Consider the following 22190-nt stretch of genomic DNA (forward strand, 5'->3'; position numbering starts at 1 on the left):
CTGCACCGCTTCGCTATCGTGGTCTTTGCCATACACAAAAGACTTGAGTCGTAGGAGGCGGCATGCGTATTCGCGGAGACGTTTACTGGCAGTGGGTGGATCCCACACTCCACCACCGGGAGCATGACGAAACTCTCGATGACGGCACGTTTATCAATGTTCAGGTGAGGCTGTCGCGAACGGGTAACACGCAGATGTTCATCGGTGTATACGCCCCGAGCGGTTCTGCGCTCCATGAAGAGGCTTTCGATTCTCGCCCAGGTGAGTCGATGACTAGAGCGCTGGCGTGGGGTGTCGGCCGGGCCCGCCGAATGGCTACTGAAGGTGCTCCAGCTGCCGATCTTCTCGTTGCCTCGAAGTAGCGGGCAGAGAGGGTTACAGCTGAGTGGAGTACAAATGTGCTCTACGTGCTGGGTCGGCTCTTGAATGCCAGATAGATGTAGTGGCGACCCTTGGCGGTGACCTTGATTTTGTCGGCCTGGCGGTTCCAGCTGATTAGCCGGAGCGCCTCTAGAATGCAGGTGATGGTGTGGCCCTGGTGCCAGCCGGCCAGAGCCTTGATGCAGCCCTGAGCCAACAGACCCCGAAAGTCGGTATGGCCGAAGTTTGTGCCGTTGAAGCAGGCCTGCATCTGCTCATCGGTCACCAGGTCGGTGACGGCGTTGATGTTCGGGTCGCGGCGGTAGCAGGTATGCGTCATGGCTTGGGCTCCAAGGCGGCGCTCGGCTCTGCGCTGGCGGATAGGGCGTCAGCGATTCGGCGGAGTTCGTAGGCCGCATCCTCCAGCCTGGCGTCTGCTGTGTCGACAGCCTTGTCCACTCGGGCCCTGCTCATTTTCTTGTCTTCGTCCTGCAGGTCTTGCAGGGCGAATAGCGGCGCGCTGATCAGGTGAGCAGCCATCCGGATCAGCTTGCCTGAGTTGTCGCGCAGCAGCGTATCCCGCTCGGCCAGCTTCTCGCCGGCCTCATGCAGGTCGTTGTGCAGTTGGGTAAAAGCCGCCTCGACCTTGTTGGACACATCGCCGGTACCGACATGCTCCGCCCATTCTCGCTCAGCAACCATATCGGCCATGGCCTCGCACTCGGCAAGTTCGGCTATCGCCGCCATCGTTTCGCTCTCGGCGAGTTCGGTAGCGGTGCGATCGGTCATCGGCCCCAGGCCAACAATCGGCAGCCCAGTCGCCGCTGCATCCCGCTCTGCCTCTTCTTTGGTCCACCAGATGGCAGTACCAACCATCCAGGCTATAGGCTCTGGGTGGGGCTGCTGGGATGGCGCTGCGAAACCCTCGCAAATGGCCTCCCAGATATCGAAGGCACGGCCTCCGCATACACGGGCGCGCGTGGCGATCAGTTCCGCCAGGTCATCGGACAGCTCGCGGGGGAAGCTGACCATCTCGGTGTTGCTGGATCGGGTTTCTGTGGGCATGGGGATACCTTGCAGATATATTAATCGGCTGCTAATGGGAGGTTCAGGGATGAAGATTTATTGGAAGATCAGGAAGTACATTCCTGCCGCGCTCAGGTTCAAACTCGACATGAGACGTTGTCGCACTGATGAGGAGCGCGCCTGGAGGCGCGCACCACCTAAGACTCCAGAGGCCAACGAGAGCGGGGCAGTTTTTGATTTCCAATGCGAGGTCTCGCAACTGCATCAGTGGCGTCGAGATCTAGTAACCAGGGAATATCAGAGAAAGCTTGATAATCTCTCTGTACCAATGCCTTCACAAAAAAACTTGCAACTTTGGGAGCGTGTTTCCACTGCCGAAGGCGATTCGGTTTGGTGCCTGACCGAGGATGGAGAGTTGGCTGCAAGGGCAGCGTTGCGGGAGGAGCAAAAGCACCGCCGTGAGGTAAAGGCATTTTGGCTTACCTGGATCACTGGTCTTGGCGGTGTTCTCATTGGAGTAATCTCGGTTTGGCCGAAGTAGTCAGTCTCCGCACATACAATCAATGAGGTCTTCGCCTTCAGCGAAGTCCAGGTCCAGCGGCATCTGACGGCCTAGCTGATCAGCCATCCACGCCAGAGCCTTGTAATTGGGACGGTCGCGGCGGAACACCTGGCCGGTGCGCTCTTCCGCCTCGATCCACCAGCGGGCCGCGTCGGGGTTCTCGATGATGGCCCGGATGATCTTCTCGGGTGACTTGAGGAAGCAGAGATCGCAGTTGCCTAGGTCGGAGTCGATACCAAGGTCGAACAGCTGGCGCGCCCAGAAGCTGTTCACGTCGGCCTTCAGCACGCCCGCGTGAAACATGGGTGTCACGTTCTCCCACCGGTTACCGCCTTTCTCGTTGGCAGCCATCATGCGGTGGTAGCGCCGCGGTTCGTCTGCTCGGATGCCGATTATCGCGTCCCACGAATCAAGGCCCACAACATCACGCATGTACCAGGTGCTGGCCTTGATCTTCATCCGGTCCGTGCACATCCGATTTACCGGGTTCGGCAGGATGGGTGGCTCGCCCTTTTCCTCGCGCCGATAGTCGGTGTAGTAATGCAGCATCAGGTCGAAAGGCTCGCCGTTTCGGCTAGCTGTCTCGTGGCTGACGATCTTCCAGCTCAGGCCTTGGCCGTACACCCCATCGAACTCCAACCAGGTGATTGGCACATTCCAGTGGCGCTGGCATTCGCGGATGAAGTCGAGCGTTTCGTCCCGCTCTTTGCCGGTGTTTTGGAAGGTGACGTGAACCCCTTCGGGCACCTGGCCGCCGTGCGCTTCGAGGATGTGGTACAGCATGTACCCGGAACTGCGTCCGCCACTGAAGCCGATCTGCGCTGGCCCAGTGATCTGGTAGGGGTTCATGGTCATGCGCTTTCTAGCCTGAATTGATCCTGGCCAGCTGTCGCAAGCCCGGGGTTGAGTTCAACACGCTGGCCAGCGAGTAGTCCGGCGATCTGTGCGGTTAGATCCAGCTCAACCTTCGGTGCCTTCCGGGCTTTGCCGATCTCCTGACCTGCCAGGTACTGCTCTATTAATGCCTGATCCTGCGCCTCAACAGCGACCAGGTCGCGACCATCCGAGCAATGGGTGAGGGCTGGATCTTCCTCTCCGCGAGGAAGCAGTTCATGGAGCTTGCCTTGAACCGCTGACACCCAGGCGAGAGCGAAATGATCACCGGCGGTCTCGGGCGAGTAGTCGCTGCGGCGCTTGCCTGAACGGACAAGTGCCACGTACTCACGGCGTGCTAAGGTCAGCTTTACCAGCAGAGCCTCGTAGGCATACATCGCCATCTGCGGGGCTGGTGAAACCCCAACAAACAGCGCCCGATCAACCCTGCGGCCGGATGTTTCGCACCAGTGCCGGTACGACAGAGGCCTGACCCCAAACACTTGGGCCACTATGCTGCTCAGGTACCGGTCCCAGGTGGGCCGGCGGTTCGCTCTGGACTTCTCCGACTGGACCTCATCCACATCGCTCAGGCGCACATCCAGCTCGGTCAGGCGATACTCGCGCATCAGCGCTTGGGCCTGGCGCATAGCAGTGGCGGCCTCGTTTTCGTTCGAGCTTTTGGATAGGGCCAGGCAGCGCTTGATCTTGCGGATGACCCGCTCGAGCTTGCTTTCGTCGTTCTGTTGTTCGGTCATGTCTTTGTCCTTGCGTGCAGGCGCCGCCCTCGCCGAGGAGGCGCAATTCTGATTGGGCTACAGTTGAGCTGTTGATTGGAGGGCAACTGATGCTGAAGATCGGTGAAGACACAGCCTGGATAGGCGATTACTACGACTACATCCGTGACGGGTGCGCAAAAGAGGCGTACGCATTGCTGATCGGAACCCTCATCTGCATGAAATCGGTCACCTGCTACCGGAAGCGTCAGGGTGAAGTGCGCTCAGTAGGAATCGAAGTTGATGGAGAGTGCTGGTTTGCGCTCATGCCGACCCAGGATTGGCTGACATTCCAATGGCGGCCGCCTGTGACTAGGGCAAAAAGGCACAGCGCGGCTCATGTTCGAGCACAATTCCCGGACAGCTTCACACTCCCCCAGGATGAGCACTGGGCGGTGCGGGTCAACACGATCGAGGATGCTTTGCTGTTGCTTCTGATCCTCGACCTGACCTGACGCCGGGAGGCGTTATCGTTGAATAGGGGAAGGCGCTGGCGGGCAGCGCGGGTTGGAGTATTCTGTATGGCGCCTTAGTCAGAAGGGAGAGGGTTATCAGTGTTCAGTAAAATGCGAGATGACGAGCTTCATGCGATGCGGATTAGGAAACTTCAGGCAGACATTGCTGAGTCTCGGAGAGCCGGTATTGATGTTCGTTTCATGCACATGTCTGCACTGGCCCCAGACAGCCGCCCCACACATGTAGCTCGACACGGTGAGTTGTTCACGGGCGAAGAAATGCTGAGTTGGTGGTCGGCCGATGGCAACGGCAAAGGCTGTCGCTGTTCGTGCACCCCGGTCCTTGTCGATACGCACGGAGAAGTGCTCACGCCTGGCCTTATCGATCGCGCCAAGGCGATGCTGAAAAACTACAAGCCTGCACCGTGATGCGAGGGGGGCGCCGGATAGTCAGGCCCGGCGGACCTTGAAGCCGAACATGCACTCGATGTCGTGGTACTCGCACCGCTCGTAGGCCTTGTACTTGGCCTGCGAGGGCGTGCTGGCGAACACATCGACGATTGTTCGATTGGTGATGTCCCACCAGTCCCAGCCACTAACCAGCACCTGGTAGCGCTTCAGCGGCAGCGTCTCGGCCATCTCGCCGTACTGCATTTCCCAGGTCGGGTGGTAATTGCGAATGCGTTTCTTCGGATCGCTGTCGAGGATGACGCCGATGTAATGCCCGCGATCGGCCATGATCACTCCCGGCTCGCCGTTGGCGATTACGCGACGCCCAATCTCGGCTGGCACGTCGTAGTGGCGGCGAACGTAGTCGCAGTTGTAGTTGCTCATGGCTTTCTCCATGCATGCGCCGCCCTCCGTGGCCGGATGCGGCATGGTGGCAATTTGTTTTTGGATGGGGTATTACGGGTGACCGGCATGGGGCCGAGTGAGAGAGCGAAGGATGAAAGTCTTTATTAGTTGGTCTGGCAACCGAAGTCGAGCAGTAGCAGAAGTTCTAAGTGACTGGATTAAATGTGTCCTACAAGCGTCGGAACCTTGGATTTCGACACGGCACATTGATCGCGGGTCGTTGTGGTTCTCCGAAATCAACGAAAAATTACGAGATATCTCGGTAGGTATCGTGTGCTTAACCCAAGATAATAAAGATAAGCCATGGATTCTTTTCGAGTCTGGTGCGCTTGCTAAAGGGTTGAGCGGTAATCGGGTCTGTACGTTTCTTGTAGATCTTCAGCCCCATGACCTCACGGATCCACTTGCTCAGTTCAACCACACAAAACCTGATAAAGAAAGTGTTTGGGAGCTGGTGAGGACTCTCAATGCATGTTTGGTCGACAGAGCCTTGGATGAAAGAGTCCTCGAAAAGGCATTTCTGGTTTACTGGCCTCAGTTCGAAACGGAATTTGCGCTGGCACTGGCTAACAACGAGCCAGACAAAGTCACTAAACCTCGGTCGCAGCAAGATGTTTTAACAGAGATTTTGGGCGCAACCCGAGAGCTTACTCGACGGATATCTAAGCTTGAGTCAGGCCAGCGTTTGCACTCGAAATCATCCCTTGAAGGACCTAAAGGGTTGGAGCACTTTATGACCTACCCTGCGAATTCAACTCTTAATCGACTACTCCGCGAAAGTTACTCGGCAGATGAAATCGTAAAACTGGCTAAGCAAGCAATGTCCGAAGAAGGGAGACCTAGCAATCCGGACAAGAAGGAAGGTGACGATTAAATCTAGAAGTTGGAATCGCAACACTAACTTGGCAACGAATCGGCGGCTCAAGTCGCTGAATTGCTACACGCCTCCATCTTCTGATCCCAGGCGCCGACAGCGGCAAAGATCTTTGCGGCCTCTGCTTCGTCGAGCGTTGTGTCTGTGGGTATGGCGATCCAGCCGGCCGCCACCAGATGATTAGGGTTGGCGGTGGCCCGGAGGTCCATGTAGGTCGACTCGATCACGTCGGTCAGATGCTCAGCGCGGTAGTTACCCTGGGCTGCGACCTCGACCGACTTGTGATACCGATCCCCAAACTCCGTGCGGCAGAGCACGCTGAGGTAGATGGTCCAGCGGTGCGGGATATCGCAGACGGCATCGACGACTTGCCGCACGCAGATCTGTTTGAGGTTCTTCCAGTTGATCAGCACCTGCTGGCCGCTGGGGTCGATGTTGACCACGGCCGCGTGGTTGGCCGATACCAGGGCCCTGCAGGTGCGCTCCAGCCTGGCGCGCATGTTGTGCGGCTTGCGCTTGCTCATTGCATTCCACCTTGCTTGCTCGCCGCGCCGGCCTCCATCGCATCCACGAACCGCAGCGCGGCCCGGTAGCTAAAGGCGAAGCCATGTACCGCGCCCGTGGCAATCTCAACCACATCCCACATGCCGCCCTTGCCTGATGCCTGGTAGCGCGGGGTCTGCTTGCCGACCTTGGCGTGCGCCTCGGTCCTGGCTGACTTGCTGCGCTCGAGCAGTGCCGCGAGCACGGCAAGCTTCTGCTCGAAAGCAGGGTGCATTGCTGTCTGCATGGGGTGATCCTCGGGTGGGTCAGGCGTGGTATTCGAAGGCCTCGGCCTTGCGAACGATTCGAACTTGGGCGGTGCGGCGCTCGGGGGCTCGGCGGTCGCGGCGCATCGGGTCGCTGTCGTTGATGGCGGCATGCATTGCCACAAGACAGACCAGGGCGAGGCAGAGCGGAGTGATGATCTTCTGGTATGCCGCCTCAGCCACAAGGGCAGTTCGGCGGCGGACCTTCAGTTTCAACATTGCGTCACCGAGGCGTTTTTCTACGCCGCTCTCGCTGATGCCGAAGCTCCTGGCGATCTCTTTTGTGGTCAGTCCTCGGGCAACCTCTAGGAGACACTGCAATTCGCGAGGCGCCAGGCCTCGGCCAAGGTGGCCTATCCATGCGCCGATAGTGATCGTGTCCATGATTTGCTCTTGCGGGGTGGCTGCATTGGTCGTGACGCTCGCTGCCGTCTACCTCCCGGACCAAGGGGAGGGCGAACGTCACGATCGATGGAGCCGATTTAAGATTGATGGTGGTAAACGTTATATGGCGTAAACCGCACGGGCGTGCGCTTTAAGTTCTGCATTGGTGTGTGATCTGGCCGGTGCTGATCTCCGGCTTTGGCGCCTAACTCGATGTGCCCCAGTAGCTGCCAAACGAGGTGCGGTTCGCGCATCAGCCTGCGCATTCAGATCACACACCGATGCAGCCTGGTGATGGGGAACCAGGTGAACCGGGCAGTTTTCGTCAGGCTGACGCGGTGCTACTGCTGGGTGCGCAGTTCGTTGCGAGGCACCCATCCGCTGCTGGTCTTCACCATGCAGCCGACGAATGCGGCGTAGCGGGTGTCGCGCTCTGTCTGGTGGCCGTACAAAGCGCAGGTGCCGTAGTCGATTCCGCGCATGATCAACCATGCGACGGCAACGGCCATGATCGCGAAGGATCCGATTCGGATCACAGGAAGTCCTTGAGGCTGAGGCCCATCAGCTTCGCCGACTTCTCAAGGACGGCCATTTCCTTGTCGTCGATGTCGCCTGAGGCCTCGGCGATGGTCAGCATGACGTTGATGACGATGGCCGCTTCTTCCGGCGAGTGAGCTAGGTCCTTCAGTTCCTTTTCGGCGTTCATCCTCAGGATGCGGTGACCGCCGTCGTGGAAGTCCTTCTCGGCGCGGTCCATGGTGTTGGACAGCTCCGGCCCGAAGCCCTTGAGCTGAGGGGTGTTTGCGATCAGCTTTTCGGTCTTCTTGATCTCGTCCTCGCCGATATCGCCGTCGGCGGCTGCGACGTAGAAGGCGCCGTACACGATCGCCTGCATCAGGTCGCGGTTCTGAACCACCTGCATTGCAGCGCGGGCTTCACGACCTTTCTTGCCGAACAGTTTTCCAAGCATGGGGTTTTGCTCCGTGGGGTTGATTTCCCGTCTGGCCCTGTTGCCAAGGCCAGCCAGTGAAATCGGTATTGCTCAGCAAACCTGCGGGCCGACATGTCGAGCGAGGAAGCTTGCTGTGTTGCGTACTGTCCACCAGGGCTCAACGGCCGGCTTAACTCGGCGCCTGGTGGCTCATCTACTGGTTTTTAAAGAGCGGTGGCTTGTATGCCGGCAGCCCATGGCGCGACTGCTTGATGTAAATTTAGAAAACTAAACAGAAAGCGTCAAGAAGAATTTTAGAAATCTAAACAGTGCGGGCGAACGGGTACTCCCGGCGAGCATTGAAAGTCAAGACTTCCGGCTTTGTAGGAGATCAGCTAGTCTTGTGTAGTCACTGTATGGATATACAGTTATCGGAGGATCAGATGGCAAAGCCCCAGAAGCAGCAGGAAAGATCGGTTATGTCAGGCGTGGAGCGCCTGGGTCTTCGGGTGTCATCGATGATCAATCATCCTACGGCTCGACAGCAAAGGTGGGTGACCATTCACCGGCTAGATACTGATGGGGACAGAGAGTGGGAGGAGGTGATGGGGATCCTCAAGGAGACTGATGGGATCGAAATGGAATTCAATGAGGAGGATGTTTCTGTAACGCTGCGCTGGGAGGCCTTCTCCGACGATGATCCTCAGGCAGAAACTCAGGATGAATTTATAGCGTTAGAGGAGGCGGCGCCGTTTTGACGGTACGAAAAGCCCGCTATTACGCGGGCTTCTTGAGGCTGAGTGCTAGGCCTTTTTCGCGTTCCAGATCAGCAGTACCTTGGCGTGCACTGTGACATCATCGATGCGAGCCGTCTGATTTTCGTAATGCTGGTTGTCAGAGATCAGCCGAAAATGGTCCTCATCCAAACGCATCATCCGCTTGATGTACAGTTCCTGGTGCCAGGTGATGACGTAAATCCCTTCACCGATAAACTCGCTGATGCCGCGATCAACAATGACCAGGTCCTTGTCATTGATGGTCCCCTCCATGCTCTGGCCCCAACCGGTGATCATCGCCAGTGCTGAAGGTGAGGTATACGTAACTCCCTTCTCCCGCAAAATTTCCTCGCGTACTACAAGGTTACGTACCGCCTCGCTGTAGTCGGCAGGCACTTGTCCGTGGCCCATTGCCGCTCGCACGTCGTACTGAGGAATCAGAATTTCCTCTTGGGTCGGCTTCAGGCTGGAATATGCAGAGGGCAGGTATTCTTGTCCGCGATCTGGGCTGTCTGCTTCGGCAGCAGCGGCAAGCATCACTTCGCGCGCTTTCTCCGAAAGGTTCTTCCCAGCCTTGGAGGCAAGCATCTGTGCTACCAGTTCGGCAGTGCTGGATGCGGCTCCGGAAGGAGAGTTCTCGTCGGTTGGTTGGCCGGTGCCGTCAGAAAGCCATTCTGCTGAGCACTCAAGTGCTTTGGCCAAGGCGAGTAGATTCTTGCCCTTAGCACCGTTCGTCCCGTTAATCCAGAAACTCACGGTTGCCTTGGACACGCCAGACAATTTGCTGAGGTCGGTTGAGCTCAGGTTGAGCTCCTTCATGCGCGCGATGACGCGGTCTTTGAATTCCATATTTAGGATTCTAAACCTTTGAGTGTTTAGATAACTTGCCTTGTAGTGTTAAGAACTCTAAACTCGCCGAAGACCTCGGAGAGACATCAATGACCTTTGACGAAGCCCTGAAACATTTCCGCACCGGCCGCGCCATCGGTAACGCTCTCGGCGTGTCCAGCAGCAGGGTCTCGCAATGCCGTGCTGCTGGCGGTTTCTCTTATCCGATGCAGTGCGTTCTGGAGAAGGAGTCAGGTGGGGCGCTTGTTGCTCAACGCCAAGACGTTCCCGTCGCATGCCCGGTGAAAGGTTCCGATTGACGAGGTGAATTGTGAGTTATCTGGCCTTGCGCCAGTAGTGGGGCCGTCCAGCTGTTCAGGCATCCAGTAGCCATACAGCAGACGAAAAAAAACCGCCTGGCAGGGCGGCTTTCTCTACAGCTTTAGAACGGGTTTAAGCATGACAAACATCGTCCCACTTGACAAGTCCAGGGGGTTCACCCGGATGGACAACCAGCTCATGGATGGCCTGCTGGCTATCGATCTCCCCGCTCGGGAGATGAAGATTGTGCTGTACGTGGCCAAGGCCACTATCAACTTCGGTGCGGGTGCCCAGCGCATCCCGGCTACCGACATCGCGAAAGCTATCCACGCTCACCCAGACACCGTGTCCAAGGCGGTTTCCAGCCTGCTGCGCCGTCGCGTGTTGTTCCGTGACGGTGGTGCCCGAGGCGACATCGGTGTGAATGACCCGAAGGACTGGATCTACGTTGATCCGAAACAGACCAAAACAGCCGACTCGGCTGAAGTGGTCCGAATCGGCTCAGAGTCGAAACAGACCAAAACCGCCGACTCCCTTCTTTATTCTAAGAAAGAAACCCCCTATGTAAATCTTCCTTCGGAAGATGTTACATGCCCCCCCAGCGAGCCTGAGCCGACTCGGGCGAAGGAAGATCGCAAGGCGCCATTCGGGAAGGTCGCCATGCTGGCGGACAACCCGCACGGCCTCGATGAATCCCTGATCGCTGATTACCTGGCGGTTCGGAAGTCGAAGGGCGCCCAGATGAGCGAACGGGTCTGGGCCCGTCTGAACGAGAAGCTCCGCCAGTGTCTGGCTTTGGGTATTCAGCCAGCCCAAGTGATGGAAATCGTAATCGACAGCGGGTGGCGCAGCTTCGAAGTTGAGTGGATCACCAAGCGATTCCTCGCCAAATCGCCCGCCCAGGACAAGCCAAACAGCCGTCATCACGGCTTCAACGACCGCGACTACCACGATGGCCTCATTCCACGGGAGGATGGCTCCTATGCGTTCTGAAAAAGTGGTCCACCTGTCCAGCATTGCCGGTCCGCAGGTGACCTCCATGGCGATATGCGAAGAGCATGGCCCGTATGAGGCGACCACCCACCAGGTGCTCAGCCACACCTTCCGCTCGCCTTGCCCGGGCTGCAAGGCGGCGCAGGTCGCTAAAACCCAGGCCGAAGACACCAAGCGTCAGCGCGTGGATCTGGCGTACAAGCTCGGAGACTCGCTGATCCCAAAGCGGTTCAAGGACAAGACGTTCGACAGCTATGCGGCGACCTGCGAAGGCCAGCACAAGGCCAAGGCGCGCTGCGAGCGTTACGCCGCCGAGTTCGATGCCAATCTGGCCGCCGGGCGCTGCCTGATCCTGGTAGGAAACCCCGGCACCGGAAAAACCCACCTGGGGGTGTCGATCGCCCAGGCCGTCATGGCCACCACCACGCATACGGCAGCCTATCGGACCCTCGGTGGAATTCTGCAGGCCATCCGCGCCACGTTCGATGGCAGTTCCGGCCAGACCGAGGGGAGCATCCTTGACGCGCTGATTCGCCCGTCACTGCTGGTTCTCGATGAGGTCGGAGCGAGCAAGGAGGCCCCGAGCGATTTCGAGCTGAGCCGGCTGTTCTCGATTATAAACGGTCGCTACGAACGGATGCTGCCGACCATTGTGATTTCCAACCTGGGCGCGAAAGAGCTGCCCGCAGCCATGGGAGAGCGCTCGGCGGATCGGTTGCGTGAGGGCGGTGGGATCGTCCTGCCGTTCGACTGGGCGTCCCACCGTGGCCGGGAGGCGATCTAATGCGCCAGTCCAAGCTGACCAAAGCCGCGCGCGGGCGTGAGTGCCAGGTGCGCATCCCAGGCGTATGCAACGGCAATCCCGAGACGACTGTCCTTGCGCACTACCGTCTTGCCGGCACCTGTGGCGTCGGCAAGAAGCCGCACGACCTGCAAGGCGCCTGGTGCTGCAGCGCTTGTCACGACGCCTGCGACGGGCGCAGCCGGGCAGTGGACCGCGACACCGCACGCCAGTACCACGCCGAGGGCGTCATGCGCACCCAGGCGCTGCTGCTCAATGAGGGGGTGCTGATCGCATGAATTCGCCCGCCATTCGCACGTTCAAGGCCAAGCCGACTCGCGCCAAGCCCGTCGACCGGGAAGGGCAGGAGCAGGCCGCGCTGATGCAGGAGCTGCAGCTGCGCTACCCGCAAGCCTACAAGCTGATCTATCACGTCCCGAACGGCGGGCACCGGGTCAAGGCCGTGGCCGCCAAACTGAAGGGGCAGGGCGTCAAGGCTGGTGTGCCCGACCTGGTGCTGCCGATGGCGCGCGGTGGCTATTTCGGCCTGTACATCGAGTTCAAGGCCATGCCGCCCTATGACGCGCCGGTATCCCCGAGCCAGGACGCCTACCTGCAGGCGCTCGCCGATCAGGGCTATCTGGCCATCGTATGTCGGGGCAATATCGACGCCGTCGAGGCCATCCGCGCCTATCTGCTGCTGCCTGCCACGGTGGCTGCATGACCGCGACCCGAGAAGTGAAGCTGAGTGAGGCCGAAGTGCGCCGGCAGGCTGCCGACAAGTCGGTACGCGACCTGCGCGACCCGCGTCATCCCGGCCTGTACCTGCGTTTCTGGAGCAACCGAGAGCGCGGGACTTGGCACCTGGTGCGCGGCAAGAAGTGGGTGCCGGTCGCCCGATGGCCTGACCTGAGCGTGGCGGCGGTGATTGCCGAGCTGCCTGCGCTGCGTCAGCGCCTGCTGCGTGACCCGGCCACTGCCCCGGTGGTCTCTGGCATGGCTACCGTGGGTCAGCTGCTGGACTGGTACGGCGATCGGATGGCGCGTGACCGCTCGCTGTCGGCCAAGCGCAAGGCCGGCGCCAAGTCTGCCATTACCCAGCACCTCAAGCCGCGCCTGGATGACCTGGCCCTAGCTGACGTGACTGCCGATGCGTTGGACAAGCACCTGATGTGGCCGTGCCAGGCCGAGGTGTCGCTGTCCTACCTGCGGCAGATGTTCGCGCTGCTGCTGACCGCCTTCCGCCAGGCCCTGCAACTGGGCCTGATCGACAGTAACCCCATGGCCGGGATGCGCTTCAATGACTTCACCAAGGCCAAGATCCTGCCCAAGGCAGCCCGCCTGCGTGACGTGCAGTTGCCGGAACTGATGCAGCAGCTTGCCCAGGCATTCCAGCAGGAGCCGGGTGACGCCATGCTGGCGCTGATGATGCTGACCCACGGCACACGGATCGGTGAGACCCGTATGGCCCGCTGGAACGAGATCTCGCTGGCGGCTGCCGAGTGGTTCATCCCCGCTGCCAACGCCAAGACCCGTACCGAGCACCGCCTGCCGCTCACCGCCCAGGTGCAAGCGCTGCTGACGCGGTACCGGGCCATTCAGCAGGCCGATGGCTATGAGGGGGTCTACCTGTTCCCGAATCGCCGGGGCCTGTGTCTGAGCGAGACGCAAGCCAGCAACGTGTTCAAGCGCCTGGGGCAGGGCGAGTGGACCAGCCACGACCTGCGCAAGGTCTCCCGCAGTACCTGGACCGACCTCGGCATCGACGGACACATCGGCGAGATGCTGCTTAACCACAAGCTGGGCAAGATCGCCAGCACCTACATCCACACTCAGGCCATGCAGCAGCGTCGCGCCGCGCTGGAGAAGTGGCACGTCTGGCTTGATCGGATCGGCTTTGCAGCCATTCACGGCCTTACCAAGGCCTTATTTGAAATTTCGCAGAAATCGCCAGAGGCCACAGCAGCCGTGGCGCCGAGCGACCTTACCGCATTTGTAATTAGCGAGGATTCGAAATGACGAATATCGACACAATCCGCGCCGAATTCGAGCGCTCCAATGCCCGCGATCATCGCCGGGAGCCTCCTAAGGGCAATAACTACAGCGACCCGATGGCCCAGGCTGATTGGGAGTCGTTCCAGAAGGGGTGGGAAGCCTCTCGCAAGTCGATATGTGTCAAAAACCCTTTCGATCTGATCATCGGTGACCCTGATGGGCAGTGGGCACACGAGATGGCCGAAAAGTCGTTGCGCGCCCAGGGCTTCAAGGTGGTCGGCTGATGAAGAACCACGGTCCAGCCTTCAAGAAGGCCGTGATCGAGCTGGACAAGTGTCCTTTGTGCCGTGGGAGAGCGGTCACTCAGGGCGTGTTTCACGAACTGCCATGCGACCACTGCAACGCTTCTGGCTGGGTAGCGGCTGCAACTGGCGAGGCCCTAGCCCTGGATGAACTGGCGACCCAGCTCGGCATGAGCCTTCGGGCAGCACTCCGACAGATTGAGCAGTTGAAGAACCCTCAGGCATCCGGGCCTGAGGCTACATATCAGGGAAGCAACCGGCGCGGCGCCGGCGGCACCAACTACACCGGTGATTGAGGGGGAAGGACATGATCTACAACAGCGTATCGGGTGCAGTAGTTGCCGCTCTGGCGGCAGGGGAGAAAGGCGTTGCAAAAGGCCAGGCATGGCAGAAGCTCTACAAATCGGCGGAGGAGGAGGGTGGTTGCCTGGCTTCGCTTGGCGGACAGTCAGGCGGGTTTGATCGGGCTCAGGTTGATTACTGGCTGGCTGCGCGCCTCCGCCACCTGCTCATTCCCCGCCATTGGAACGCCCTAAATGCGAAGTACGCCACCAACAAGGCAAAGCGGCTGCAGGGGATCACGGCCATCGCGCCGCTGATTGCCAGCCCGGCGCCTCAACTGTTCATCTACAAGGCTGTCACCACCTGGGCCATCCCGAAGCTCAAAGGGGCGCGACGGAAGGGGCCTCGCTCGGTCGCGGTTGATATCCCGCTGGACGCGCCTGAATGGCGTCGCGAGAGCCTGGTCAACGCTGCCTTGGCCGCTGGCCACGCTGACCGCAAAAAGGCAGAGGCGCTGGCCGAGGATCTGATCATTCTCCCTGACAGCTTCTACGACATGAACACCTGGGATCTGGACGCCACATCGGAGCCTACGCGCTACCGCTGGCGTGCCGGGATCAAGGAGAAGCTCGACGGCATAATCAACGACTCCTTAAGCGAGGTCCGGGTGATTCTTGAGGCGGAAGGCCTGCTGATCAAAGACGCTGCATAATTGCCTATTGACATCAGTGAGAGAGTGAGAGAAATTAACCCCATCCTGTCATTCCTGCGCACGTTGAGGACTGACCATCGAAAGCCCGGCCATTGTGTCGGGTTTTTTTGTGCCCAATGTTTAGGTGGCAGGTCCTCGCCTGTTATGATGCATGCACGAGCAGCGCAACTGCCTGCCAACAGACTTGAGGGGACTAATCGGTTCGATTCCGATAACGCAGACTGCCTTGATGGCGATCCTATTTATGCTGATGGTCGTTTTGACATTGCTTGGTAACTTTTTTGGATCGCTGACCGCAACAGCCAAGATTGCGGATAAGGAGTAAGAGATGGTGAAAAATTTCGCAGCTGCAGTCGCTAGTGCAATATCTTATTGTGTCGTCGCCGTCCTGGCGGGATGCGTAGCAAATGGCAACGTTCCCTTTTTATTCGAGGCATGGCCTCACAAAGCCCCGCAGAAGCGGGGTTTTTTCTTACTTGAGCCCTGGTGAACGCCGGGGCTTTTTCTTTTCTGCTCCCCGAAAAGGGAGGAACCGAGATGCCAAACATGCCCGAGAAGGATCCTGGCCTGTGGGCCGCTGTACTCGCCTGGGTGTTGGCTCACCAGCCTCAGCTGTATGCCGCTGGCCTGTCGGTCGCGATAGCTGCCCTCCGGGTGGTTTATGGCGGAGGAACCAGACGGCAGATGTTTCTGGAAGGCGCGCTCTGCGGCCTCATTACCCTCGCCCTGGTGCCTCTGCTCGAGTGGATGGGATTGCCGCAGGGCATGGCCACTTTCGCAGGCGGTGCTGTTGGCTTCATGGGAGTAGAGAAGTTGCGTGGCTATTCGGACTTGTTCATGACGCGTAAAGCCCAGGGGTGACCATGAAGAACGAAGAGCAATCCCGCCTCAGCTATCTGTTGTCCTCTCGACCTCTGGTGGTTAAGCGCGACGGAATCCATGTTTGCCTCCATGACGCATTCAGCGGTGAGGTTCTGGCAGGGCAGACCAAGGTTCAGCTCATTCAGGAAGCCGGCGAGATAACCAGGCTGATTGTTGAGTTCAACTGCGACGGCCGCCATGTGCGCCTGCAGGGCGAGTGATGGCATGCGGCGGATGCGCGGCCCGGCGCGAATGGATCAACAAGTGGACAAAGGTGGCGTATGAGCGAGCGCGTGATCTCGTTGCTGGAGCAGCTACTGGCCGAGCAGCAGAAGCAGACCGGCCTGCTGGAGCAGATCGCGACGCAGAACCTGGCTCTGGTCGAAGCTCTGGCGGATGACGTTGTCCCTGATCCCGATGCACTGCCACTGACTTACCTGAGTGGTGCGCCATGCCGCTGAGACCACAACGACCATGCCGGGCGCAGGGCTGCCGATCATTACACCGCAACGCCAATGGCTACTGCGATGGTCATGCCGACCTGGCCGCCGAGCAGGCCAAGGCCTGGGCGACACGTAAGGGATCGGGCCGTGGTGGTCGCCCCTGGCGCCGAAAGCGTGAGCGAATCCTGAAGCGAGATCAGTACCTCTGTCGGTGCGATGACTGCACCCAGCTTGGTCGCATCCGCGAAGCGCATGAGGTTGACCACATCGTGGCCCTTGCCCACGGCGGTACCGACGATGACGACAACCTTCGAGCGATCAACCGCGATTGCCACAAGGCCAAGACGCAGCGTGAGTCGAAAACGGTCAAAAAATGATCGAAAAACGACGCAAATGAGAGGAAATCTCGTTGGCGGGGAGGGGGAGGGTCAAAAGTTCAGGGCCTTTCGCTCGGACACCGCGCCCTCAATCGTTTTTTTACACCCGCGAAATATAAAGTTTAGTGGAGGCGCCGATGCCAGGGGTTGCCGGGCGCTCCGGCCGTCGCCCAAAACCCACGGCCCAGAAGGCGTTGGCCGGCAATCCCGGCAAGCGCAAGCTGAACAAGGACGAACCAGATTTTGCCCTCGTGACCAACGTTGACGCGCCCGAATGGCTGTGTGAACACGCCACCCGGGTATGGGAAATGCTGGTTCCGGAATTGCTCCGGGCAAAGGTTCTTGCCTTGACCGACATGCACAACGTCGAGGCGTTCTGTTCTGCCTACGGAAACTGGCGAAGAGCACAGGAATCGGTTATCGCCCACGGCATCGTGGTGGCTGGAGCCACCGGCGGGCCGGTGAAAAACCCGGCGCTCACTGCAGCTAACGAAGCGATGCGCCAGATGGTCACCTTCGGTTCCATGCTGGGTCTGGACCCGGCCAGCCGCACGCGGATCATCGGCGGCAACAAGCAGAAATCCACCAACGAGTTCGCAGCCCTACTGAGTTCCTGATGGCCAGAGCCAAGTACACCAACGTCGACAAGGCGATGGCGTGGGCAAAGTCCGTCCTCAAAGGAAAGTTTCCCGCTTGCCGCTTCATCCACCAGGCGATCGAGCGGCACTTCGATGACGTAGCGGCCAGCCGCTCGAAGGACTACCCGTACAAGTTCGACCCAGCCAAGGGCGAGAAGAAGCTGCGCCTCATGCAGCTGCTGCCCCACACCAAGGGTGAATGGGCGTTCAAGCGACAGCTGATCACCCTGGAGCCATGGCAGCTCTTCGGCCTGGCCTGCACCTTCGGGTGGGTACGGAAGAAGGGCGGGTACCGGCGCTTCCGCGAGAGTTACTGGGAGGTGCCGCGCAAGAACGGCAAATCGGTGATCGCCGCCGGCGTCGGCATCAGCATGTTCACCGCCGACAACGAGTTCGGCGCCGAGGTCTACTCGGGTGCGACCACCGAGAAGCAGGCGTGGGAGGTGTTCCGGCCTGCAAGGCTGATGGTCAGCCGGTCGCCCATGCTGATCGAGGCAGCTGGCATCGAGGTCAACGCCTCGAACTTGAACATTCCGTCGAACGGCAGCCGATTCGAGCCGCTGATCGGTAACCCAGGTGATGGTGCGTCGCCGTCCTGCGCGATCATCGACGAATACCACGAGCACGACAGCGCGGCCCAGTACGACACGATGCTTACCGGCATGGGTGCACGCCGGCAGCCGTTGATGTTCATCATCACCACCGCCGGCGCGAACATCGAGGGGCCGTGCTACGACAAGCGCCGCCAGGTCATCGAGATGCTGAATGGCACCGTCCCTGACGACGAGCTGTTCGGCTACATCTGGACCCTGGACGAGGGCGATGACTGGACCGATCCGAAGAACCTGGCCAAGGCCAACCCCTGCATGGGCGTGTCCGTGTTTCAGGAGTACCTGGAGAGCCAGCTGGCCAGGGCGATCCGCTCGGCGCGCTTCACCAACACGTTCAAGACCAAACACTTGAACCTGTGGGTGAGCGCCAAGTCCGGATTCTTCAATATGGAGAGCTGGAAGGCCTGCGAGGACAAGACGCTCACGCTTGAGCAGTTCGAGGGGCAAGAGTGGATGGCGGGGTTCGACCTGGCGCGAAAGCTCGACATGAACTCCAGGGCAAGGCTGTTCTGGCGAGAAATCGATGGGAAGGTCCATTACTACAGCGTGGCTCCGGCGTTCTGGGTTCCCGAGGACACCGCGAACGACGTGGACAACAAGCGCATGGCCGAGCGCTTCCAGGCCTGGATTAATACCGGTCACCTAACCGCCACGCCTGGCGCCGAGGTGGACTACCGCGAGATCCTCGAGGACACCAAGGAAGCCAACAAGCTGGCACCGATCAGGGAGAGCCCGATCGACCCGCACGGCGCTACTGGCCTGAGCCATGACCTGGACGATGAGGGTTTCAACCCGATCACCATCACCCAGAACTACACCAACATGTCCGACGGCATGAAGGAGCTGGAAGCTGCAATCGAGGCGGGCAGGTTCCATCACGACGGCAATCCGATCATGACCTGGTGTATCGGAAACGTCATAGGCAAGAACCTGCCCGGCAACGATGACGTTGTGCGACCAATCAAGCAGGGCGAAGACAACAAGATCGACGGGGCAGTGGCCCTGATTATGACGGTTGGCCGGGTGCTGGCTAACGCAAACCCGGAGGAAACGCTCTCCGACCACATCACAAAGCACGGAATCAGAACTCTATGACCCCTGAACAAGAGGCACCTCGCGAAGACGGGGCGTCTGCTCTCGCTCGCCTCCGAGAAAGCCTGCCGGATCTGGTCGGAATGGTCGGCTTCGGCCTGCTTGCGCGCGGTCTGTGGGTTGGCTTTGGTGAGGCGGCGGCGCTGTCGGTGTGTGGTGTGATCCTCATGTCGCTGTCCGCGTACGCAATCATTCGAGGAGGGAGCTGATGTTTAAGGCCCTTCTTGGGAGAAAGAGCAACCCGCTGGCTATCGACACTCCGGAGAAACTGGCGCTGGCGCTTGGAGCTGGCTACGAAACATCGTCAGGGCAGCGCGTGACCACCACCAGCGCTATGCAGCAGTTGGTGGTATTCAACTGTGTGCGGGTGCTGGCGGAATCGATAGGCATGCTTCCATGCCGACTGATGAAGCAGACGGAAAAGGTTCGTCTGCCTGCGACTGGCCACCGGCTTTACCCACTGCTGAGCATGGCGCCGAACGGCTACATGACCTCCCAGGAATTCTGGGAGATGCTGGTTGCGTGCTTGTGTCTGCGCGGCAACTTCTACGCCTACAAGGTCGAAGCCCTAGGAAATGTTGTCGAGCTTCTTCCGCTCAATCCCGACATCGTCCAGCCGAAGCTGAACGACGACTGGACAGTTGAGTACAAGGTCGATTTCAAGACAGGGCAGAAAACGCTCTCGCAAAAAGAGATCTGGCACGTCCGGCTTTTCACGCTGGATGGGCTGAACGGCCTGAACCCGATCGCCTACGCCCGCCAGACTTTAGGGCTTGGTCAGGCAATGGATGCCCATGCCGGCAAGCTGTTCACAAACGGCGCCGTCACCAGCGGAGTACTGCGCACAGAACAGACGCTTACCGATGAAGCATTCGCGCGACTGAAGGGGGAGTTCCAGGGCGAACACATGGGGGTGGCTAACGCCTACAAACCCATGATCCTGGAGATGGGCTTGGACTGGAAGCCCATCAGTCTGAACGCCCAGGACGCCCAATTCATTGAATCCAAGCGCATGACCGAGGCGCAGTTGTGCGGCCTCTTCCGCGTACCGCCCCACCTAGTTGCGAACATGGACAAGATGACGCTCAACAACGTTGAGCAGATGGGCATGAACTTCGTGAACTACTCGCTGGTGCCGATCATCACTCGCGTCGAGCACCGGATTCAGGTCGGCCTGCTCAATGAGAAAGACCGCCTAACCCATTACGCCAAGTTCAATGCCGGCGCGCTGATGCGCGGCGACATGAAGGGGCGATTCGATGCGTACGCGAAGGGCATTCAGTGGAGCATTTTGTGCCCCAACGAATGCCGGGACCTTGAGGACATGAACCCGCGAGAAGGCGGCGATGTGTATCTGACTCCACTGAACATGACCACCAAACCAGAGGCTGACGACGATGCAGACAAAACAGCGCCTTGACCTGCCGCTGACCATCAAGTCAGTCAGCGATAGTGGCGAGTTCGAGGGCTATGGCTCGGTTTTCGGTGTAGAGGACAGCTACGGCGATGTGGTTGTCCGCGGCGCCTTTGCGGCCAGCCTGGCCAAGTGGAAGGAGAAGGGTCGCCTGCCGGCGATGCTCTGGCAGCACAACATGAGCGAGCCGATCGGTGTGTACACCGAGATGCGCGAAGACGACATTGGCCTGTATGTGAAGGGGCAACTGCTGACCGAGGCCGACCCACTGGCCAAGCGAGCGCACGGTCATATGAAGGCCGGCAGCCTGACTGGTATGTCGATCGGCTACATGCTCGATGACTACGAGTACGACAAGGAAAAGGGTATCTGGCTGCTGAAGGCGATCGACCTATGGGAAGTCTCCCTGGTCACCTTCCCAGCCAACGACGAGGCCCGGATCACCGACGTGAAATCTCTGCTGGCCCGCGGCGAAACCCCGCCGCCCAGCAAAGTGGAGCGGGCCCTGCGAGAGGTAGGGTTCTCCGGCTCCCAGGCCAAGGCCTTCATGGCCAAAGGCTACGGCGCAGTTTCACCGCGAGAGGCGGGTGCCGACGAAGCACTTCAATCCCTGAAATCCCTTTTGGACAAAATGTAAGGAGCCTCTCATGGCTGTGGAAAAGAAAGACATCGATGACGTCGCTGAAGCCTTGGGCAAAAAGTTCGACGAATTCAAGAAGACCAACGACAAGCGCATCGAGGGTCTGGAAGAAGAGAAAGGCAAGCTGTCCGGCCAGGTCGACACCCTGAACGAAAAACTGGGTGAGCTCGACGAGCTGAAATCCTCGCTGGAAAAGGAACTGGCCGATCTGAAACGTCCTGACGGCACCGGCACTAAGGCCGCCAGCGAACACAAGACCGCATTCATGCAATTCGTGCGCAAGGGCATCGATACAGGTCTGGGCGACCTGCAGGCCAAGGCGCTGCAAATCGGCAACGATGCGGACGGCGGCTACGCGGTGCCGGAAGAGTTGGACCGCAGCATCATCGAGTTGCTGAAGGACACCTCGCCCATGCGCCAGGTGTGTAACCAGATCACTGTTGGCACCCCGGACTACAAGCGCCTGGTAAGCCTGGGTGGCGCCGGCTCCGGCTGGGTTGGCGAAACTGCCCCACGCCCTGCTACTGGCACTCCGACCTTGGGTCAGATCGCTGCCTTCATGGGCGAAATCTACGCCAACCCTCAGGCTACCCAGACCAGCCTGGACGATATCTTCTTCAATGCCGAGGCTTGGCTGAATGGCGAAGTGGCCCGCGAGTTCTCGGAGAAGGAAGGTGCCGCCTTCACCAGCGGCGATGGTGTCAACAAGCCAAAAGGCTATCTGGCCTACGACTTGGTTCTGGACAGCGACAAGACTCGTGCTTTCGGAAAGCTCCAGAAGTTGATTTCCGGTGCTGCAGGGGCCTTCACCGGTGACAACCTGATCGACCTGATCCACTCGCTGAAAGCAGGTTATCGGGCCAACGCCCGCTTCATGATGACCAACCTGACCGTCGCCTATGCGCGCAAGCTGAGGGACAGCCAGGGCAATTACCTGTGGCGACCAGGCCTCGAGGCTGACAAGCCATCCACCCTGCTGGGATACGGCATTGTGGAGAACGAGGACGTGCCGGATGTTGCCGCTGACGCCAATGCCATCTCGTTCGGTGACTTCCAGCGCGGCTACACCATCGTGGATCGAATCGGCACCCGCGTCCTGCGCGATCCCTACACCAACAAGCCATACGTGGGCTTCTACACCACCAAGCGCGTCGGCGGCATGCTCGTCGACTCCCAGGCGATCAAGGTTCTGACCCTGAGCGCAGCCTGATCGGATGGG

The 22190-nt window shown here is 59.4% G+C and carries 36 protein-coding genes; 24 read left to right on the top strand and 12 right to left on the bottom strand.

What is annotated here, in order from left to right:
• Positions 1-62 precede the first annotated feature (62 nt).
• A complete protein-coding gene (locus QYE47_RS02550; protein WP_301158833.1) occupies positions 63-362 on the top strand; it encodes a hypothetical protein in 300 nt (99 codons plus the stop codon).
• 41 nt (positions 363-403) lie between these two features.
• On the opposite strand, the gene QYE47_RS02555 is transcribed toward QYE47_RS02550, so the two are convergent.
• On the bottom strand, positions 404-700 hold the full coding sequence (locus tag QYE47_RS02555; protein ID WP_301158834.1) for a hypothetical protein: 297 nt from the start codon (positions 698-700) through the stop codon (positions 404-406).
• Positions 697-1425, bottom strand: a complete 729-nt coding sequence (locus QYE47_RS02560) for a hypothetical protein (RefSeq protein WP_301158835.1) — start codon at positions 1423-1425, stop codon at positions 697-699. Before QYE47_RS02560 ends, QYE47_RS02555 begins: the two co-directional genes overlap by 4 nt.
• A 49-nt stretch (positions 1426-1474) precedes the next feature.
• Between QYE47_RS02560 and QYE47_RS02565 the strand changes: the two genes are divergently transcribed.
• Positions 1475-1927, top strand: a complete 453-nt coding sequence (locus QYE47_RS02565; protein WP_301158836.1) for a hypothetical protein — start codon at positions 1475-1477, stop codon at positions 1925-1927.
• Here the strand turns inward: QYE47_RS02565 and QYE47_RS02570 are convergent, their stop codons facing one another.
• On the bottom strand, positions 1928-2803 hold the full coding sequence (locus QYE47_RS02570; protein WP_301158837.1) for a hypothetical protein: 876 nt from the start codon (positions 2801-2803) through the stop codon (positions 1928-1930).
• On the bottom strand, positions 2800-3579 hold the full coding sequence (locus QYE47_RS02575; protein WP_301158838.1) for a DUF2786 domain-containing protein: 780 nt from the start codon (positions 3577-3579) through the stop codon (positions 2800-2802). Before QYE47_RS02575 ends, QYE47_RS02570 begins: the two co-directional genes overlap by 4 nt.
• Positions 3580-3668: 89 nt before the next feature.
• Here QYE47_RS02575 and QYE47_RS02580 point away from each other — a divergent pair, with 89 nt between their 5' ends.
• On the top strand, positions 3669-4052 hold the full coding sequence (locus QYE47_RS02580; RefSeq protein WP_301158839.1) for a hypothetical protein: 384 nt from the start codon (positions 3669-3671) through the stop codon (positions 4050-4052).
• A 96-nt stretch (positions 4053-4148) separates the two neighbouring features.
• On the opposite strand, the gene QYE47_RS02585 is transcribed toward QYE47_RS02580, so the two are convergent.
• Together QYE47_RS02585 and QYE47_RS02590 are read right to left on the bottom strand one after the other, a co-directional pair.
• Positions 4149-4409, bottom strand: coding sequence for a hypothetical protein (locus QYE47_RS02585; RefSeq protein WP_301158840.1), 261 nt, complete (start codon positions 4407-4409; stop codon positions 4149-4151).
• A gap of 93 nt (positions 4410-4502) precedes the next feature.
• Complete coding sequence (locus QYE47_RS02590; protein WP_301158841.1) at positions 4503-4886, bottom strand: hypothetical protein; 384 nt, start codon at positions 4884-4886, stop codon at positions 4503-4505.
• Positions 4887-4998: 112 nt separating this feature from the next.
• Between QYE47_RS02590 and QYE47_RS02595 the strand changes: the two genes are divergently transcribed.
• Positions 4999-5781 (top strand): hypothetical protein, encoded by a 783-nt coding sequence (locus tag QYE47_RS02595; protein WP_301158842.1) that lies wholly within the window; start codon positions 4999-5001, stop codon positions 5779-5781.
• A 47-nt stretch (positions 5782-5828) separates the two neighbouring features.
• On the opposite strand, the gene QYE47_RS02600 is transcribed toward QYE47_RS02595, so the two are convergent.
• The 5 genes from QYE47_RS02600 to QYE47_RS02620 form a co-directional block, all read right to left on the bottom strand.
• Positions 5829-6305 (bottom strand): hypothetical protein, encoded by a 477-nt coding sequence (locus QYE47_RS02600; RefSeq protein WP_301158843.1) that lies wholly within the window; start codon positions 6303-6305, stop codon positions 5829-5831.
• The gene (locus tag QYE47_RS02605) at positions 6302-6571 is read right to left on the bottom strand and encodes a hypothetical protein (RefSeq protein ID WP_301158844.1); all 270 of its coding nucleotides are present in this window, start codon (positions 6569-6571) and stop codon (positions 6302-6304) included. Before QYE47_RS02605 ends, QYE47_RS02600 begins: the two co-directional genes overlap by 4 nt.
• A gap of 19 nt (positions 6572-6590) precedes the next feature.
• Positions 6591-6974 (bottom strand): helix-turn-helix transcriptional regulator, encoded by a 384-nt coding sequence (locus tag QYE47_RS02610; RefSeq protein ID WP_049587408.1) that lies wholly within the window; start codon positions 6972-6974, stop codon positions 6591-6593.
• Positions 6975-7315: 341 nt separating this feature from the next.
• Positions 7316-7510: a hypothetical protein gene (locus QYE47_RS02615; protein ID WP_301158845.1), complete on the bottom strand. Its 195-nt coding sequence runs from the start codon at positions 7508-7510 to the stop codon at positions 7316-7318.
• On the bottom strand, positions 7507-7944 hold the full coding sequence (locus QYE47_RS02620; protein WP_301158846.1) for a tellurite resistance TerB family protein: 438 nt from the start codon (positions 7942-7944) through the stop codon (positions 7507-7509). The genes QYE47_RS02615 and QYE47_RS02620 overlap by 4 nt, the downstream gene beginning before the upstream one ends.
• Positions 7945-8348: 404 nt before the next feature.
• Between QYE47_RS02620 and QYE47_RS02625 the strand changes: the two genes are divergently transcribed.
• Positions 8349-8663: a DUF1654 domain-containing protein gene (locus tag QYE47_RS02625; protein ID WP_108191469.1), complete on the top strand. Its 315-nt coding sequence runs from the start codon at positions 8349-8351 to the stop codon at positions 8661-8663.
• A gap of 45 nt (positions 8664-8708) precedes the next feature.
• On the opposite strand, the gene QYE47_RS02630 is transcribed toward QYE47_RS02625, so the two are convergent.
• Complete coding sequence (locus QYE47_RS02630) at positions 8709-9530, bottom strand: S24 family peptidase (RefSeq protein ID WP_108191421.1); 822 nt, start codon at positions 9528-9530, stop codon at positions 8709-8711.
• A gap of 89 nt (positions 9531-9619) precedes the next feature.
• Between QYE47_RS02630 and QYE47_RS02635 the strand changes: the two genes are divergently transcribed.
• From QYE47_RS02635 to QYE47_RS02725, 19 genes are all read left to right on the top strand, one after another.
• Complete coding sequence (locus QYE47_RS02635; RefSeq protein WP_108191422.1) at positions 9620-9829, top strand: hypothetical protein; 210 nt, start codon at positions 9620-9622, stop codon at positions 9827-9829.
• 139 nt (positions 9830-9968) lie between these two features.
• The gene (locus QYE47_RS02640; RefSeq protein ID WP_301158847.1) at positions 9969-10823 is read left to right on the top strand and encodes a replication protein; all 855 of its coding nucleotides are present in this window, start codon (positions 9969-9971) and stop codon (positions 10821-10823) included.
• Positions 10813-11607, top strand: a complete 795-nt coding sequence (locus QYE47_RS02645; protein ID WP_301158848.1) for an ATP-binding protein — start codon at positions 10813-10815, stop codon at positions 11605-11607. The genes QYE47_RS02640 and QYE47_RS02645 overlap by 11 nt, the downstream gene beginning before the upstream one ends.
• The gene (locus QYE47_RS02650) at positions 11607-11903 is read left to right on the top strand and encodes a DUF1364 domain-containing protein (protein WP_301158849.1); all 297 of its coding nucleotides are present in this window, start codon (positions 11607-11609) and stop codon (positions 11901-11903) included. Before QYE47_RS02645 ends, QYE47_RS02650 begins: the two co-directional genes overlap by 1 nt.
• The gene (locus QYE47_RS02655; RefSeq protein WP_301158850.1) at positions 11900-12328 is read left to right on the top strand and encodes a VRR-NUC domain-containing protein; all 429 of its coding nucleotides are present in this window, start codon (positions 11900-11902) and stop codon (positions 12326-12328) included. The genes QYE47_RS02650 and QYE47_RS02655 overlap by 4 nt, the downstream gene beginning before the upstream one ends.
• Positions 12325-13623, top strand: a complete 1299-nt coding sequence (locus tag QYE47_RS02660) for a site-specific integrase (protein WP_301158851.1) — start codon at positions 12325-12327, stop codon at positions 13621-13623. The genes QYE47_RS02655 and QYE47_RS02660 overlap by 4 nt, the downstream gene beginning before the upstream one ends.
• Complete coding sequence (locus QYE47_RS02665; protein WP_301158852.1) at positions 13620-13883, top strand: hypothetical protein; 264 nt, start codon at positions 13620-13622, stop codon at positions 13881-13883. The genes QYE47_RS02660 and QYE47_RS02665 overlap by 4 nt, the downstream gene beginning before the upstream one ends.
• Complete coding sequence (locus QYE47_RS02670) at positions 13883-14197, top strand: hypothetical protein (RefSeq protein ID WP_301158853.1); 315 nt, start codon at positions 13883-13885, stop codon at positions 14195-14197. The genes QYE47_RS02665 and QYE47_RS02670 overlap by 1 nt, the downstream gene beginning before the upstream one ends.
• Before the next feature lie 11 nt (positions 14198-14208).
• On the top strand, positions 14209-14895 hold the full coding sequence (locus tag QYE47_RS02675; protein ID WP_301158854.1) for a hypothetical protein: 687 nt from the start codon (positions 14209-14211) through the stop codon (positions 14893-14895).
• Between the two features lie 537 nt (positions 14896-15432).
• A complete protein-coding gene (locus QYE47_RS02680; protein ID WP_274101674.1) occupies positions 15433-15756 on the top strand; it encodes a phage holin, lambda family in 324 nt (107 codons plus the stop codon).
• Between the two features lie 2 nt (positions 15757-15758).
• Positions 15759-15977: a hypothetical protein gene (locus QYE47_RS02685; RefSeq protein ID WP_301158855.1), complete on the top strand. Its 219-nt coding sequence runs from the start codon at positions 15759-15761 to the stop codon at positions 15975-15977.
• A gap of 60 nt (positions 15978-16037) precedes the next feature.
• Positions 16038-16217 (top strand): hypothetical protein, encoded by a 180-nt coding sequence (locus QYE47_RS02690; protein WP_301158856.1) that lies wholly within the window; start codon positions 16038-16040, stop codon positions 16215-16217.
• Positions 16208-16576: an HNH endonuclease gene (locus tag QYE47_RS02695; protein WP_301158857.1), complete on the top strand. Its 369-nt coding sequence runs from the start codon at positions 16208-16210 to the stop codon at positions 16574-16576. Before QYE47_RS02690 ends, QYE47_RS02695 begins: the two co-directional genes overlap by 10 nt.
• Positions 16577-16713: 137 nt before the next feature.
• Positions 16714-17193, top strand: a complete 480-nt coding sequence (locus tag QYE47_RS02700; protein ID WP_108078152.1) for a phage terminase small subunit P27 family — start codon at positions 16714-16716, stop codon at positions 17191-17193.
• A complete protein-coding gene (locus QYE47_RS02705; RefSeq protein WP_301158858.1) occupies positions 17193-18920 on the top strand; it encodes a terminase large subunit in 1728 nt (575 codons plus the stop codon). Before QYE47_RS02700 ends, QYE47_RS02705 begins: the two co-directional genes overlap by 1 nt.
• Positions 18917-19126 carry a hypothetical protein gene (locus QYE47_RS02710; protein ID WP_301158859.1) on the top strand — a complete coding sequence of 70 codons (210 nt, stop codon included), beginning with the start codon at positions 18917-18919 and terminating at the stop codon, positions 19124-19126. Before QYE47_RS02705 ends, QYE47_RS02710 begins: the two co-directional genes overlap by 4 nt.
• Positions 19126-20337 carry a phage portal protein gene (locus QYE47_RS02715; RefSeq protein WP_301158860.1) on the top strand — a complete coding sequence of 404 codons (1212 nt, stop codon included), beginning with the start codon at positions 19126-19128 and terminating at the stop codon, positions 20335-20337. Before QYE47_RS02710 ends, QYE47_RS02715 begins: the two co-directional genes overlap by 1 nt.
• Complete coding sequence (locus QYE47_RS02720; protein WP_301158861.1) at positions 20315-20968, top strand: HK97 family phage prohead protease; 654 nt, start codon at positions 20315-20317, stop codon at positions 20966-20968. The genes QYE47_RS02715 and QYE47_RS02720 overlap by 23 nt, the downstream gene beginning before the upstream one ends.
• Positions 20969-20978: 10 nt before the next feature.
• A complete protein-coding gene (locus QYE47_RS02725; protein WP_301158863.1) occupies positions 20979-22181 on the top strand; it encodes a phage major capsid protein in 1203 nt (400 codons plus the stop codon).
• Positions 22182-22190 lie beyond the last annotated feature (9 nt).

It is taken from the genome of Pseudomonas sp. 2,4-D (assembly GCF_030418155.1).
Lineage (GTDB): Bacteria > Pseudomonadota > Gammaproteobacteria > Pseudomonadales > Pseudomonadaceae > Aquipseudomonas > Aquipseudomonas alloputida.